This window comes from Salipiger sp. ABN3_019, from assembly GCF_056158605.1.
In genome coordinates this window covers 1,536,958-1,551,380 of the sequence record NZ_JBSWTP010000009.1, presented here as the reverse complement: position 1 = coordinate 1,551,380, position 14,423 = coordinate 1,536,958, and the positions used below count along the sequence as shown (strand labels likewise).

The 14,423-nt window shown below is 62.6% G+C and carries 9 protein-coding genes, 1 tRNA gene and 4 pseudogenes; 4 read left to right on the top strand and 10 right to left on the bottom strand.

Features of this window, described 5'->3' with window-relative positions; all coding sequences use genetic code 11:
* The first annotated feature begins 94 nt into the window (after nucleotides 1–94).
* Both ACXAD2_RS15630 and ACXAD2_RS15625 read left to right on the top strand, forming a co-directional pair.
* Nucleotides 95–2,485 (top strand): mechanosensitive ion channel domain-containing protein, encoded by a 2,391-nt coding sequence (locus tag ACXAD2_RS15630; protein WP_475171741.1) that lies wholly within the window; start codon nucleotides 95–97, stop codon nucleotides 2,483–2,485.
* Nucleotides 2,486–3,225: 740 nt separating this feature from the next.
* The gene (locus ACXAD2_RS15625) at nucleotides 3,226–4,704 is read left to right on the top strand and encodes a hypothetical protein (protein WP_475171740.1); all 1,479 of its coding nucleotides are present in this window, start codon (nucleotides 3,226–3,228) and stop codon (nucleotides 4,702–4,704) included.
* An 89-nt stretch (nucleotides 4,705–4,793) separates the two neighbouring features.
* Here the strand turns inward: ACXAD2_RS15625 and ACXAD2_RS15620 are convergent.
* A pseudogene (locus ACXAD2_RS15620) lies at nucleotides 4,794–4,952 on the bottom strand (IS5/IS1182 family transposase); the annotation flags it as partial.
* A 182-nt stretch (nucleotides 4,953–5,134) separates the two neighbouring features.
* Nucleotides 5,135–5,348, bottom strand: a pseudogene (locus ACXAD2_RS15615) (hypothetical protein); the annotation flags it as partial.
* 137 nt (nucleotides 5,349–5,485) lie between these two features.
* Here ACXAD2_RS15615 and ACXAD2_RS15610 point away from each other — a divergent pair.
* A complete protein-coding gene (locus tag ACXAD2_RS15610) occupies nucleotides 5,486–6,505 on the top strand; it encodes an acyltransferase family protein (protein ID WP_475174901.1) in 1,020 nt (339 codons plus the stop codon).
* Nucleotides 6,506–6,546: 41 nt separating this feature from the next.
* Here the strand turns inward: ACXAD2_RS15610 and ACXAD2_RS15605 are convergent.
* Nucleotides 6,547–6,663, bottom strand: a pseudogene (locus ACXAD2_RS15605) (integrase core domain-containing protein); the annotation flags it as partial.
* Between the two features lie 64 nt (nucleotides 6,664–6,727).
* Here ACXAD2_RS15605 and ACXAD2_RS15600 point away from each other — a divergent pair.
* Nucleotides 6,728–7,521, top strand: a pseudogene (locus ACXAD2_RS15600) (IS5 family transposase).
* A gap of 50 nt (nucleotides 7,522–7,571) precedes the next feature.
* Here ACXAD2_RS15600 and ACXAD2_RS15595 read toward each other — a convergent pair.
* The 7 genes from ACXAD2_RS15595 to minD all read right to left on the bottom strand — a co-directional run bounded on the left by ACXAD2_RS15595 (nucleotide 7,572) and on the right by minD (nucleotide 14,422).
* Nucleotides 7,572–7,648, bottom strand: a tRNA-Arg gene (locus ACXAD2_RS15595).
* Nucleotides 7,649–7,902: 254 nt separating this feature from the next.
* Nucleotides 7,903–9,066, bottom strand: a complete 1,164-nt coding sequence (locus ACXAD2_RS15590; RefSeq protein ID WP_475171738.1) for a M20 aminoacylase family protein — start codon at nucleotides 9,064–9,066, stop codon at nucleotides 7,903–7,905.
* 156 nt (nucleotides 9,067–9,222) lie between these two features.
* Entirely contained in the window at nucleotides 9,223–10,572 is a 1,350-nt protein-coding gene (locus ACXAD2_RS15585) for an NAD(P)/FAD-dependent oxidoreductase (RefSeq protein ID WP_475171735.1), read from the bottom strand.
* Nucleotides 10,569–11,735 carry an acetylornithine deacetylase gene (argE, locus tag ACXAD2_RS15580; protein WP_475171733.1) on the bottom strand — a complete coding sequence of 389 codons (1,167 nt, stop codon included), beginning with the start codon at nucleotides 11,733–11,735 and terminating at the stop codon, nucleotides 10,569–10,571. The genes ACXAD2_RS15585 and argE overlap by 4 nt, the downstream gene beginning before the upstream one ends.
* 128 nt (nucleotides 11,736–11,863) lie before the next feature.
* The gene (locus ACXAD2_RS15575; protein ID WP_475171731.1) at nucleotides 11,864–13,135 is read right to left on the bottom strand and encodes an Hsp70 family protein; all 1,272 of its coding nucleotides are present in this window, start codon (nucleotides 13,133–13,135) and stop codon (nucleotides 11,864–11,866) included.
* A 193-nt stretch (nucleotides 13,136–13,328) separates the two neighbouring features.
* Nucleotides 13,329–13,607 carry a cell division topological specificity factor MinE gene (gene minE / locus ACXAD2_RS15570; protein WP_066105526.1) on the bottom strand — a complete coding sequence of 93 codons (279 nt, stop codon included), beginning with the start codon at nucleotides 13,605–13,607 and terminating at the stop codon, nucleotides 13,329–13,331.
* Nucleotides 13,604–14,422, bottom strand: coding sequence for a septum site-determining protein MinD (gene minD, locus ACXAD2_RS15565; protein ID WP_066105524.1), 819 nt, complete (start codon nucleotides 14,420–14,422; stop codon nucleotides 13,604–13,606). Before minD ends, minE begins: the two co-directional genes overlap by 4 nt.
* Nucleotide 14,423 lies beyond the last annotated feature (1 nt).

Here is a 14,423-nt window from a genome sequence, read left to right as displayed (position 1 = left end):
AGCGCTCACGACGGCGTGACCCAGCGGCGGTGTTCATTCCCGCCCGATTGACGCAGGGACGCCGCAGTGAATTTTGGTAATCGAACGTGGTGACATGACAGTACTAAGATCCGGGATCGCAGCCTTGCTGATCCTAGCCGCCTTGGCGTTTAGCGCCTTCTCCCCGACAGTGGCCCAGGCTCAGGACCAAGCGCAGAGTTCTAGCGCCGACGCTTCCGAAACAGCCGCCTCTGACCCCTCCGCCCAGCCCAGCAAGCTCGACCTTCTGCTCGAAGTGATCGAAGACGATCAGAGCCGCGACGCGCTGATCGCCGAGTTGCGCGCGGCGCAGACCGAAAGCGACCAGAGCGCAGGCGACCAGATCGTCGAAACCTTGGCCGGCGACGAGGCCGCCCCTGCCGAAAGCCTGTCTTTCAGCCGCCGCATCGCGCTGATCACCCAAGAGGCCGCCGAAGGCGTCGCCGCGCAGGCCGAAGCGGGCTGGACGCAACTCACCCGCGCGCCGCGCGTCTTCGAAGGGCTCGACGGCAGCGAGGCGGGCGTGCTGCTCGAGGCGCTGAAAGAGCTGGCGCTGATCATCGTCGCCACGGTCGCGGTGTTTCTGGTGCTGCGCCGGATGGGCAAGGCGCTTTACGCGCGTATGGGCGCCTCGGCGCGCGAGTCCGGCGCGCTGCGCACCGCGTTGCTGTTCGTCGCCTCGGCGCTGATCGACGCGGCGATCGTGATCATCGCATGGGCCGTCGGCTATCTGATCGCCACGCTGCTGCTTGGCAACTTCGGGCAGATCGGCATCCGCCAGACGCTCTATCTCAACGCCTTCCTGCTGGTCGAACTGTCGAAAGTCGTGGTCCGCTTGGCGCTCTCGCCCTCGGCCCGCAATCTGCGGCCGCTGCCGGTGTCTGACGTCGCGGCGAAATATCTCGCCAGCCGCCTCAACTTCATGGTCGGGCTTGTCGGCTATGGCCAACTGCTAATCGTGCCGATCATCAACGCCAATGTCTCGGTCTCTGCCGGACGCGCCACTTCGGCGCTGATCGCGCTCATCGTCGTCGGGCTGGCGATCTGGCTGGTGCTGCGCAACCGCCGTGCCGTGGCCGACTGGCTGGAACGTGGCGGGCAATCCGAGGCCGAGCACGCGCAGGAGATGCGCCTTGCTGAAGAGGCCGAGGCCCCGGAAGCCCCAGAGGCCCCGACCTCTGCCGCGCCCGAAGAGTTTCCCATGGCCGACAGCGCCCCGGAGCCGAAAAAGAAGCGCGGCGCCTTCGCGTTTCTTGTGCAGCACTGGCATTGGCCCGCCCTGCTCTACCTGCTGACCATGCTGGTGCTGGTGCTGGTGCAGCCCGGCGACGCGGCCTTCCGCTCACTGCTGAACTCCGGCCAAGTGCTGCTGGTGGCGCTGCTGGGCATGGTGCTTTCGGGCGTGCTGACCCGCGTGATGGTGCGCGGCGTGCAACTGCCCGAGACCGTCACAGCGCGGCTGCCGCTGCTCGAAAAACGCCTGAACACCTTCGTGCCGAAGACGCTCTTCGTGCTGCGGCTGGTGATCTTCGTGTTGGTGGTGGTCTTCGCGCTCAATGCGATCAGCCTCATCGACCTGCGCGGTTGGCTGGCCAGCCAGATCGGCCTGCAGCTGACCTCGACGCTGTTCTCGGTCGCGGCGGTGCTGCTGGTGTCCTTCGCGGTCTGGGTCGCGCTGACGTCTTGGGTCGACTACCGGCTCAACCCCGAGTTCGGCTCGGTCGCCACCGCGCGCGAGCGCACGCTGCTGACCCTGCTGCGCAACGCCGCGACCATCGCGCTGATCGTCATCACCCTGATGTTCGTACTGTCGGAGGTCGGGCTCGATATCGCACCGCTGCTGGCCTCTGCCGGGGTGCTCGGCCTTGCCATCGGTTTTGGCGCACAGAAGATGGTGCAGGACATCATCACCGGCATCTTCATCCAGTTCGAGAACGCGATGAACGTCGGCGATGTGGTCACCGTGGGCGGCACAACCGGCGTGGTCGAGCGTCTGACCATCCGGTCGGTCAGCCTGCGCGACGTCACCGGGGCGTTCCACGTTATCCCCTTCTCTTCGGTCGATATGGTCACCAACTACGTGCGCGAATTCGGCTATTTCGTCTGCGACATGGGCGTTGCCTACCGCGAGAACATCGAAGAGGTGAAACAGGCCATGCTCGACGGGTTCGAGCAGCTGCGCGGCGATCCCGAGCAGGCCAAGTCGATCATGGGCGATCTGGAGTGGTTCGGCATCAACGCCTTCGGCGACAGCGCCGTGGTCGTGCGCGCGCGGATCAAATGCGTGCCGGGCACGCAATGGGGCGTGGGCCGGGCCTACAACGGCGTGCTGAAAGAGGTGTTCGACGCCCGCGGCATCGAGATCCCCTTCCCGCATCAGACCATCTATCTCGGCGAGTTGAAACAGGGCGAGACCCAGCCCTTCCGCGTCCGCATGGAAGACGCGGCAGAGGGCGGCACCGCCTGAGTTTGGCCGCGCCACAAGAGTTGGAAAAGCCGCGCTGGAAGCAGCGCGGCTTTTTCATGTTGGCCCAAGGCGGACACCCCGTCAAAGCGCACGGCCCGGCCCAGGCCAAGCCGCGCAAGCCGCGCTAGTCGCAGAAAGACAAGGCTTTGGGAGAGGAGTGGCGCGCCTGCGACCAGAAAGGTCGAACTCTCTTGGAGGCGACGGGACTGGCTGGCCAGAAAGCATGGCCCCCATCAACGAAGTCCACATTGGCGTCGCATCGATGAACCGCCTCAATGCCCTCGGCACAGCCGAGATCGAACGCGGGCCCCGACCGCAGCTGGGGGAAGGCGCATCAGGTCCTGACGCGACCTCTGCCACCACGCCCCGCCAACACCACCGAGACCAAATTTTGGACGCGAAGCGAGGCGCAGCAGAAGATTTGCCGCTTTTTTAGCCGATAACCGTGAGGAGCTTCGGAGCGCACCAGTTCTGCTAACGGCTTAGCCAAAAGCAGCTTATCCTACCTTTCATCTACAGTAATATTTTTTTAATTCATCAGTACATATATATACCCAAATAAGCCATCACCAGAACGCGTAATTATTACGCCCAGACATTATACAGTGGCTTTTTACGCCCCTCACTTCAGAACAAACAAATCTCCCTTTCGAAAAACCAGTAACTCGGCATCCAATCACACTTCGAATATCGAAGCTGCCGATGATCATATTTAGAATGCAAAATTGTGGATAGCAGATATGAGCAATGGCACAGGACTCCTACGCAGGGCAAGTGCAGACATTCTCTCTCTACCCGACAGCTTCGTGCGCGCGATTTTCTCCATTACCATCGCCCATCAAATGGCGCTCGCAATTGCCGCACTTTACTTCGGAAGCATGAACTTCGCAGACGGGGCGTTCTTTTCCTTCATCATCGCTGCCAACGAGCCATGGTCCTTGCATTGGAGTGATTTTTCCGCGCGACTTACCGCCTATTTGATGACAGCAGCCCCAACAAAGCTGGTCGCCGACGTCTTCGAGCTGTCGGGGCCAATAATTTCGAAATTTTACGGCTTCTTCTTTTACGCGCTCATTTGCGTGCAGCACGTGCTTATCGCGCGCCTCGGTTGGCGGAACAATACGCGGTATCTGATCCTTCCAGTGGCCTCCTATCTTTTTGGCACGGGGCTCAGCTTCGGCTTCCCCTCGGAGTTGCAATTGGGGATAGGGTTCTTCTGGCTGACGGTATTCCTCCTGCTCAGCGGTCACAGACTGCTGATCGCTCTAAGTGTGCCGAGCGCTTTTCTGATGCTCTTCTCGCACGAGGTTGGAGCTTTCGGCCTGCTGATCATATCCGCCCTGACGCTACGCCTGCCAACGTTGCCGCGAGTCGAACGGCTGGCGCTTCTACTTTGCCAGGCGTCGCTTCTGGGGAGCCTCGTTTGGCTTAAGTTCTCCGGATTGAGTTCTGGCGCCAATGGCAACGCGATCTTCATTTTAGACCCCAGGCGCATTGTCAAAAATCCGTCGCTTTGGGCGCTTGCTCTCGCGATGCTGGCAGCGATGGCGGTCTATCGAGTGTCGCCGCTGCGCATGAGCGCCAACCTTCTCATCGCAACATGTATTGGTCTTTTGATCCCTCTTCTCATGGCTCAGCACTTCAACTTCCTGATCGGGCGCTACGGATCAGCCCGGTCATTGATGGCGCTCATGATGCTGATTGCGCCGCTGCCGCTGATGCTCTGGCTGCCTCCCGCTGTCGTGCCGCGCTCCCCGGCTGTCAGCACATCACTCATCGCCACAGTCTTGGCGGCGGCTCTAGGGGCGAGCATTGGGTCCAATCTGTCGCAAATTCGCGAATGGCAGGCAGACTACGCGGTGGCGTCGGCGTATTTCAATTCAGGCCACGCAGAATTTGGCACGCCGGACTTGGTCAATCTCTCGGCTTTGGAAGCGGACGCGCCCGAGGTCCAGCGTGCTCTGACCCGACTTGGCCTCGGCACTTCCTGGACCTGGCCCTTTCTGGCGTTCATGAGCACGCCGGACTACCGGCCGAGCCGAATGGTTGTTAACGATCGCCTAGGCAACTCGATGTGCGATTTCAGCGCGCTCTTGCCACAGGACGCCTCGCCAATTCCAAAGGAGCACCTAGAGAAAATCCGCGCTCACATTTGCGCGCTAGACGAGCCTGCTCGTCATATAGGCCTGATCGAAAGGCTAAAGCGCAGGCTGGGCTAACGGGATGTGCCAGCTGCGCTCATGGGTAGTGTCGCGCTGTTCCGCAAATCAGCTGATAATCGCACTTCGCCTTTCCCCGGACACGCTGATCCTGCGGCTATGGTGATCGGAATACCGAGTGCCGTGAAACGGTTAAGGACCACCTCGCGCATCAGAACCTCTGACATCTTGCGGTGAAAGTCCCGTGGCACCAGCGGCTGGTCGCGCATTTTCACGCAGTTCATTTTCGTTTCGACCCTGCTGCGCCGGAGACAAGCGCCGCGCGCGATCGTCTTGCCATCACGATCGACAACACAGATCGAAATCTCTTTCAGCGAAACGTCCAAACCCGCTTAGTTTGCGATAGATCGTTCTCCTCACAGCATTTATCCATGAGGCCAAAATACCGGACCTCGTTCGCCCGCAAAGAGCGACCGCCGCAATCGCACCATGTCTTGTGCAGACCATAGGCTTCCGGCGCGTCGCGCCAACGTAAGCCATTGTGGTTGATGAATATAATACTACTTAGCACGCGCCGGCCATCCCTCGCGCATTGCTGCGCAATGCCCTGTCGGGCAATGGACGCGCGGACTGCCGTGACTTTTCGGGAAGAAAGGTCGCAGGCGCGCCAACTGCTCTTCGGTAAGCCTGAAAAGGTTGCCCATTTTCAACCGCTCATTAAAGAGGCTGACTCATGACAACTGCACGAAAGCAATGGACCCTCAGCGCAATTGATCTTAATTTCCTCACTGAGCGCATTGAAGGCATTAAGGAAATCTGATACACAATTCTTGCTTGATCAATAAACTGGGTCGCATTTTCGATTCTGGGTGAAGAGCTGGATAATTTACCAAAAAAATCCAATAGACTTGTATGCGTCGACCTCCTGCGCGTCTTAGGCGCATTTCTTGTCATCACTCTGCATTCTGATCCCTTGAAGTCGATCAGCCCAAATGCAAGCATTGTGATAACGCAAGGTATCTTGCGGATAGCTGTTCCACTATTTTTTGTTGTTAGCGGGTATTTTCTCGCGCGAACGATCGAAAAAGGGCGCTTCAGGATCTGGGCGACGCGAATTTTCACAATTTATATTGGTTGGACGATTATATATTCACCCATTTGGCTTAGACCTATGATTGGTAAAGATCACCCGGGCCTCCATTTAGCAAAAGTCATCGCAATCGGGCACTATCATCTCTGGTATTTGATTGCGCTATTGCTCGCTGCATTGCTGCTATTTCTATTGATTGAGTGGAATCAGGAGCTCCTTATTCCAGCAATCATCGTGTTCGGACTTATGTTGGGCTTCGGACTTCAATATTACTACTTTTTTGGCCCTGAGGGCGCTGCATTCGAAGCCATAAATGAGGGCGCACTAAATAGATCATTTTTCACTTTTGCTTTACCTTACCTCGGCATAGGATATTTAATTGCGACCCGTGAAAGGATTTACGGGGCTTTGAGCGAACATGCGGTGCCGCTTCTCTTGTTGGGGGGAGCGATTCTAGCTCTAGAGATCGTAAGCAATTTACTTTTTGCAGTAAGACCCAATAGAGCTGACAACCTGATCTCAATGAGTATTCTTGCCCCGACAGTCTTCATAATCGCGCTTAACATCCAAATATCGCTTGGAAAGGTAGAGCGGTTTCTTGGGCCGCTATCACTCGCTATCTATCTTGTTCATAGCGGCGTTTTGCTGGCGCTGCGCCGCGCTACCGACCTTGGAAGCATTGGGCAATGGGCTTGGGCCTGTGTGATCAGTTTTCTCCTTGGGGTACTCCTTGTTCATCCAAAGCTGCCCTTTCGTCGGCTCATCTCATAACGGATTACGCGCCAAACTCATTGATTTTCAGAGCCAGAAGATGACGGTTGCGGCCTGACCGTGTTGTCGTCGTTGTGCCACAGATCCAGCTTTCGCAGCGCCTCGACCTGCCTGTCGAAGCGCTCCTCGTCCAGCAGTTCGTCCCTGAGGCTGCCGTTAGGGTCGGGACCCATTGATTTGGTTGGGCGCGCGTGATTCACTATTCGAAAACGAGCGGTGAACATGTCTGACCTTTTCAGGTTGAGCGATGCGCAGATGGCGCGTCTGGAGCCTTACTTCCCCAAGTCGCACGGCAAGCCCAGGGTTGATGACCGGCGTGTCCTGAGCGGGATTATCTTCATCAATCGCAATGGCTTGCGGTGGCGAGATGCGCCGAGGGAATACGGCCCGCACAAGACGCTCTACAACCGCTGGAAGCGTTGGAGGTGAGTGGCCAAACGCCAGCGGTTTGAGAGAGGCCACGAACGGGGTGTCTTCGCGCGGATAATGGCAGGTCTGGCCGCTGAGCACGGCGAAAAGAAGACCGTGATGATCGACGCGACATATCTCAAGGCCCATCGAACGGCGACCAGCATGGTCGCCAAAAAGGGGGGCGCGGTCGTCTGATCGGTCGAACCAAAGGCGGCATGAATACCAAGCTGCACGCCATCTGCGACAGTCAGGGCCGACCCATCGACCTGTTCCTGACTGCCAGACCCGTCAGCGACTACATCGGGGCGCGTGCCCTGATCAGTGGGTTGCCCAACGTGAAGTGGCTGCTCGGAGATCGTGGATACGATGCCGATTGGTTCAGAGAAGCCTTGCAGGACAAGAAGATACGTCCTTGCATCCCGGGCCGGAAGAAACGGAAGACGCCCGTCCGGTATGACAAGCGCAGATACAAACGTCGCAACCGGATCGAGATCACGTTCGGCAGGCTCAAGGACGGGAGGAGGGTTGCGACCCGTTTTGACCGCTGCCCGCAAACCTTCTTCTCAGCAATCGCACTCGCTGCGACCGTGATCTTCTGGCTTTGAGAGAGAACGAGTCCTGACCCTAGAGGTGTTTCAGCTGGATAAATGCGAAATGGCGCACCCGATAGGATTCGAACCTATGGCCTCTGCCTTCGGAGGGCAGCGCTCTATCCAGCTGAGCTACGGGTGCCTGCGGCGGGTCTTAGAACAAAGCGGAAGCCTCCGCAATCGCAAATCTGCCAAAGCCGAGATCCGCCAGCGCCGAAATATGCCTGTCGTCTCGCCCCGTTACCCTGCGTGCCAGAGGTCCGCGCCAGCGCCCGCCCGGGCACCCGCACGAAAAATCGCGCTGCCTGCTGCGCCCGGGCTTCTTCTCTTTGAAAATACGCCGGGGGTGAGCCGCGCAGCGGCGAGGGGGCAGCGCCCCCTCCCGTCCCAGTCAGCTCAAGCCGCCGGCATGCGGCGCTCGACGATCTCGGCCCACCACGAGCAGCCCGCCGGGATGGCCTCGTCGTTGAAGTTGTACTGCGGGTGGTGCACCGCCGCCGTGTCGCCATTGCCGACGAGGATATAGGCGCCGGGGCGCTCTTCGAGCATGAAGGCGAAATCCTCACCGCCCATGACCAGCGGCGCATCGGCACAATCGCCGGAGACGACGCGGGCCACATCGGCGGCGAACTCGGTCTGCTCCTCGGAATTGACCATCACCGGGTAGTTGCGCGTGTAGTCCACCTTTGCCGCGCAGCCGAGCGCCGCCGCCATGCCGGTGCAGATGTCGTTAATCCGGGTCTCGGCCAGATCGCGGTTCAGTGGTGCCAGCGTGCGCACGGTGCCGCGCATCGTGACCCGCTGCGGGATCACGTTGAAGGCGGTCGATGAGGTCTCGAAGCTGGTCACCGAGACGACGATCTGGCTCACCGGGTCGGCATTGCGGCTGGCAATCGTCTGCAGCGCGGTGACGATCTGCGCCGAGGCGACGGTGGGGTCGATGGTCTCATGCGGCTTGGCAGCATGGCCGCCCTTGCCTTCCACGGTCACCTCGAAGATGTCAGTGGCGGCGAAGAAGGCGCCGGGACGGATGGCGAACTGGCCCACCGGCACGCCCGGCCAATTGTGCATGCCATAGACTTCCTGAATGCCCCAGCGTGCCATCATGCCGTCGTCGCACATCTCTTTGCCGCCGCCGCCGCCCTCTTCGGCGGGCTGGAAGATCACCACCACGGTGCCGTCGAAATTGCGCGTCTCGGCGAGGTATTTCGCCGCCCCCAGCAGCATGGCGGTGTGCCCGTCATGACCGCAGGCATGCATCGCGCCGGGGGTCTTGGAAGCATAATCGAGCCCGGTGTCCTCGAGGATCGGCAGCGCATCCATATCGGCGCGCAACCCGATGACCTTGCCCGAACCGCTCGCCTTGCCCTTGATCACGCCCACGACGCCGGTGCGCCCGATGCCGGTGACCACCTCGTCGCAGCCGAAGGCCTGCAGCTTTTCGGCCACCAGCGCCGAGGTGCGATGCGTGTCGAACAGCAGCTCGGGGTTCTCATGCAGATCGCGGCGCCATTCGGTAATCTCGGACTGCAGCTCTGCAAAGCGGTTCTTGACGGGCATGGGGATGGGTCCCTGTTGTTTGATCATATTTGCCGCGGAGCCTGCCACCCTGCCATGACAGTGGCAAGCTCCGGCGGCGTATGACCCGAGGGAAGACAAAAGCGCGATGCCCTTGCAGCGCGCGAGACACGCGCCCCGCGCCCCGGACGCCCACCCTCAGAGGTTCGGCCCGGGCACCAGTTTGCTGCCATCGGAAAAGCGCGACAGGCGGAAGCGTGTGAGGTCGTGCCCCGGGTCCCTGCCCTGCGCCATATCCGCGACCACGCGGCCAAAGCCCGGCCCGATGCCGAAGCCATGCCCGCACATGCCGGTCGCCACGATCAGCCCCGGGATCTGCGCCACGTGATCCACCACCGGCACCACATCGGGCATCACGTCGATCATCCCCGCCCAGCTTGCCTGCAACGGCACCTCGCCCATCTCGGGGAAATGCTGCGCGAACTGCGCGCGGGTGGAGGCGACCTTGCTGGCATTGGGCTCGGGCGAGAGGATGCGCATCCGCTCGAATGGGGTCTCTTCGTCGTCGCGCCAGCTCCGCGGCGTGCCCCAGGCGTCGGGATAGCCCGCGGGCGCCTTGGCACGGAAATGCACGTCGAAACTGCCCTGCCGCGCCAGCGTCAGATAGGGCCGCGCGTGACGCACCGCATCGGGGCCGAGAAAGAGCTCGGAGAAGGCCGAAGGCGCCAGCGTGTAGCCCCCATCGGCACGCGGGCGGAAGGCCAGCACATCATCCACCGCCGCCTTGTTGACCAGTTGCGGCAGCGGCGCGGTGGCCATGGCGGTGGAGCGCACCGAAAGCTGCGGGATGGTCACGCCATGCCGCTTGAGGAACAGCCCCGACCACGCCCCGCCCGACAGCACCGCCCGCTCGCAGCGGATCGTTCCGGCTTCGGTGACCACGCCGCTCACCCGGCCTGCACTGCGCTCGATCCCGCGCACGGCGCAGCGCTCGCGCACGATCACCCCTTCGGAGGCCGCAAGCCGCGCCAGTTCTGGCACCGCCTGCCACGGCTCGCCCTTCATGTCGGTGGGCGTGTGCAGCATGCCGACCCACGGGCTGTTGGTCGCGCCAAGCTGCGCTTTGGTGGCCTCGGCATCCAGCAGCTCGGAGCTGACCCCCAAAGGCCTCGCCTCTTCGAGCCAGCTGGCAAAGGCCTCCATCTCGGATGCGCTCTTGGCGAGATAGCCTACCCCCACGGTGCGCGTTCCCAGCCGTCCTTCGCAGAGCGTGTCGAGCTCCTGCCAGAGTTGCTGCGCCTCGAGCGCCACGGGGATCTCGGCCATGTCCCGGCCCTGCACGCGGATCCAGCCCCAGTTGCGCGAGCTTTGCTCGGCGGCAATGCGGCCCTTTTCAAGCAGTACAACCTTCAGCCCGGCGCGGTTGGCAAAGAGCGCCGTGCAGGTGCCGATGACGCCGCCACCGATGACCACCAGATCAGCCGCTTCGGGCAGCGCGCCCTGATGCTCGACCGGACCCTCGTCGCGGAAGGGAAACACCACGCTCATGCCAGTCGCTCCAGAAGTTTCTCCATGAAGGCCTGCCCCGCCTGCAACTGCGAGACGGCGATGGATTCATTGGGCTGATGCGCGATGCCGATGTCGCCCGGCCCGCAGACCACCACATCATAGCCGCCGTTCTGGAAGTGGCTCGCTTCGGTGCCATAGCTGACGTGGCGCTTGGCGTTGTCGCCGGTGATCTGCCGCACCAGTTCCTCGGCGCGGTTGTCGTCGGTCGGCGCAAAGGGCGGCAGGTTGAAGGCGTCCTTGACCTCGATCCACGCCTCGGGCCGCACCGCCTGCATCTGCGCGGTCAGCTCGGCAACCTTGTCCATCATGCGGCCGGTCCAATACTCGGGGTCTTCGCCCGGCACCACGCGGAAGCCAAGCGGGAACCAGCAGTCCTTGGCGGTGATGTTCTGCGCCGTGCCGCCGCGGATTTGCCCCACATGCACATTGGTGTGCGGCGGGGTGAACAGCTGCGCCACCGGGCCCGGCTCGGCGGCGGCACATTCGGCGTTCACCTCGTTGCACCACTCGATCAGCTTGGCACCCCACATGATCGCCGACACGCCGGTCTCGAGGATCGAGCTGTGCACCTCGACCCCATGCACATGGATCTCGAAGCTGCGCCCGCCCTTGTGGCCGGTGACAGGCTTCAGCATGGTTGGCTCGCCGACGATCACCGCAGAGGCCTTGGGCACGACACCCTGCATCGCCGCGACCAGATCGATCGCCCCCTCGCAGCCGATCTCTTCGTCATAGCTGAACGCCAGTTGCAGCGGCCGGCTCACGCCCCGGTGCTTGGCCTCGACCAGCGCCCAGATCGCCAGCGCGTCAAAGGCTTTCATATCGGTGGCGCCGCGCCCGTAGAGCCGCCCCTCGCGCTCGGTCAGCATCCAAGGGTCGCTGTCCCAAGCCTGCCCCTCGACCGGCACCACGTCGGTATGGCCCGACAGCACCACGCCGCCCTCGGTCTCCGGCCCCACATGGGCGAAAAGCGCCGCCTTCAGCTCGGGCTCGGAGGGTTTGGCGTGGCGGTGGCTGTCGATGCCGTGGCTGGCCAGATAGTCTTCGGTCCAGCCGATCAGGTCGAGATTGCTGCCGGTGCTGACGGTGGGAAAGGAGACGAGCTTTTCCAGCAGCTCGCGCGGCGAAAGGCGGGTGGTCATGGGGCGTCCTTGGTCTGTCTTCCGAGCCGACCTAATCCCGCCTGCGCGCCAGCCACAAGGGGGCCGGGGCGCATTCGCAGCCTCGCGCCAGCCAAGCGCTGCGCAAAGCGGCCTATTTCAGCGCAGCCTCAGGCGCGGGCGACGCCCCGGCCCGCCGCGGCCCATGCCAGCCCGTCGACCACCGCAGTGAACGCCTCCGATCGGCGCTGCACCGCGCCCGGGCAGACGCTCCGCGCCTCATCCCCCACCAGCGCCATCAGGCTCGAGCCGCCGACCAGCACCACGCTGTCCACCTGCGCGGGCGAGATCTGCGCCAGCATGAGCGTCTCGTAGATTGCCATGCGCAGCGCCTCGCGCATGTCCGACAGCGCCGCATTGAGCGTGCCGGGCGTGACCCGCGCCGCCAGACCCGGCGCGATCATCCCCATGGCGATCTCTGCCCCCGCGCCGCTGTTGGCGTCGATCTTGCCGCGCTCCACCGCGAAGGCCAGCTCATGGCCCAGCTCGTCCTCGATCACCGTCTTCAGGCGCTGCATCTGCTCGGGCGCTTCGGCATGGCGCAGCAGATCCTCCACCGCCCGCTCGGTGTCGCGGTTGTAGAGAAAGGCGATCTTGGCCCATGTGGAAAGGTCGACGTAAAGCGCATTGGGCACCGGCAGCAACCCGCCGCCGAAGTCACGCCGCAACTGTCCGCCCAGCCCCAGCAGCGGCATGGCATGGCGCATCGAAACCGCGTGGTCGAAATCCGTGCCGCCCAGCCGGATGCCGTGGCTGGCGGTGATCGCGATGCCGGTCCCCTCGCTGCGGAAGACGGTGAAATCCGAGGTGCCGCCGCCGATATCGACAATCAGCCCGGTGCCGGTGGTGCCCTCGGCCACCGCGCTGGCCAGCGCCGCCGCCTCGGGCTCGAACATCATCTCCACGTGCTTGAAGCCCGCCGCCTTGTAGCAGCCGCGCAGGTCTTCCTCGGCGCGCGCGTCGCGCTCGGGATCGGCGGAATGGAAATGCACCGGCCGGCCCGAGAGCGCCCGGTCGAAGCGCCGCCCGGCCTCGGCCTCGGCGCGCGTCTTCACTTCCTTCAAGAAGGCGGTGACGATCTCGGCCAGCGTGCGCCGCTTGCCGCCGATCAACCGTTTTTCGTGGAAAAGCGCCGTGCCCAGCACGCTCTTGAGCGCCCGCATATAGCGCCCTTCGTCGCCAGCGATCAGCGCCTCAGAGGCCGCCGCGCCGATCAGCATGCCGCCCTCTGCGGGAAAGAACACGGCGGTGGGAAGGGTCTCGCTACCCGCCTCGATCTGCAGGCGGCGCACCGCGCCCTGCTCGATGATCGCTGCCGCCGAGTTGGAGGTTCCGAAGTCGATCGCCAGAACGTCGCCCGACGCAAATGCTGCACTGTCCATGACACCCTCCGCGGTGGAAAGGCGCCCGGCTACCGAAAAGCGCGGAGCGGAGCAAGGCCCAAACGTCCGCCGCTTCCTCTTGGCGAAAATATCCCGGGGGAGTCCGCCTTGGCGGACGGGGGCAGCGCCCCCTTAGCCGCGCGGGCCATGTCCCTAAAGACCGGTGCCGCGAGCGTGCCAAACGGCAAAGGGCTCAGCCCTTTGCCGCGACCTTTTTCTTTTCCTGCGCAGGCAGCTCGATGTTGATCTCGAGGCTCGAGACGTCGCCGACGGAATCCATCCGGATCCCGACCGCGTCGTCGCTTACCTCGACATACCGCTTGATCGCCTCGAGGATGTCGCGCTGCAACAGCGGCAGGAATTCGGCCTTCGGACCCGACCCGCGCTCATGCGCGAGAAGGATTTGCAGCCGCTCCTTGGCCTGTGCCGACGACTTGGGCTTGCGGTTGAAGGTAAAGCCGAAAACCTTCATGCGCTCCTCCCAAAGAGCCGCGACATGAAGCTGGGAACCTTCTCCCCTTCGATCTTCATCTCCACCTCTTCTCCGCAGAGGCGCGCGACGGCTTCCTCATAGGCGGTGGCGGCGCGGGACTTTTCGTTCAGCGTCACCGGCACACCGACGTTCGAGGCGCGCAGCACCGCGGGGCTTTCGGGGATCACACCCAGAAGCGGGATCGCGAGGATTTCCAGCACATCCTCCACCGACATCATCTCGCCCTCACCCGAGCGTTTCGGGTCGAAACGGGTAAGCAGCAGGTGGCTCTTGATCTGCTCTTCCTCGCCGCGCTCGGCGCGGGCGGTCTTCGAACTCAGAAGGCCGAGCATCCGGTCACTGTCGCGCACCGAAGAGACCTCGGGGTTGGTCACCACCACCGCCTCGTCGGCGTAGTACATGGCCAGCTGCGCGCCGCGCTCGATGCCCGCCGGGCTGTCGCAGATGATGTAGTCGAACTCTTCGCGAAGCTCGTTCAGCACCTTCTCGACGCCCTCTTGGGTCAGCGCGTCCTTGTCGCGGGTCTGCGAGGTCGGCAGCACGTAGAGATTGTCGAGCCGGCGGTCGCGGATCAGCGCCTGATTCAGCTTGGCGTCGCCCTGGATCACGTTGATGAAGTCGAACACCACGCGGCGTTCGCAGCCCATGATCATGTCGAGGTTGCGCAGACCCACGTCGAAGTCGATCACGACGGTACGGTGCCCGCGCGACGCGAGACCGGCGCTGATGGCAGCCGAGGACGTGGTCTTGCCCACGCCACCCTTGCCCGAGGTCACAACGATTACTTTGCTCACT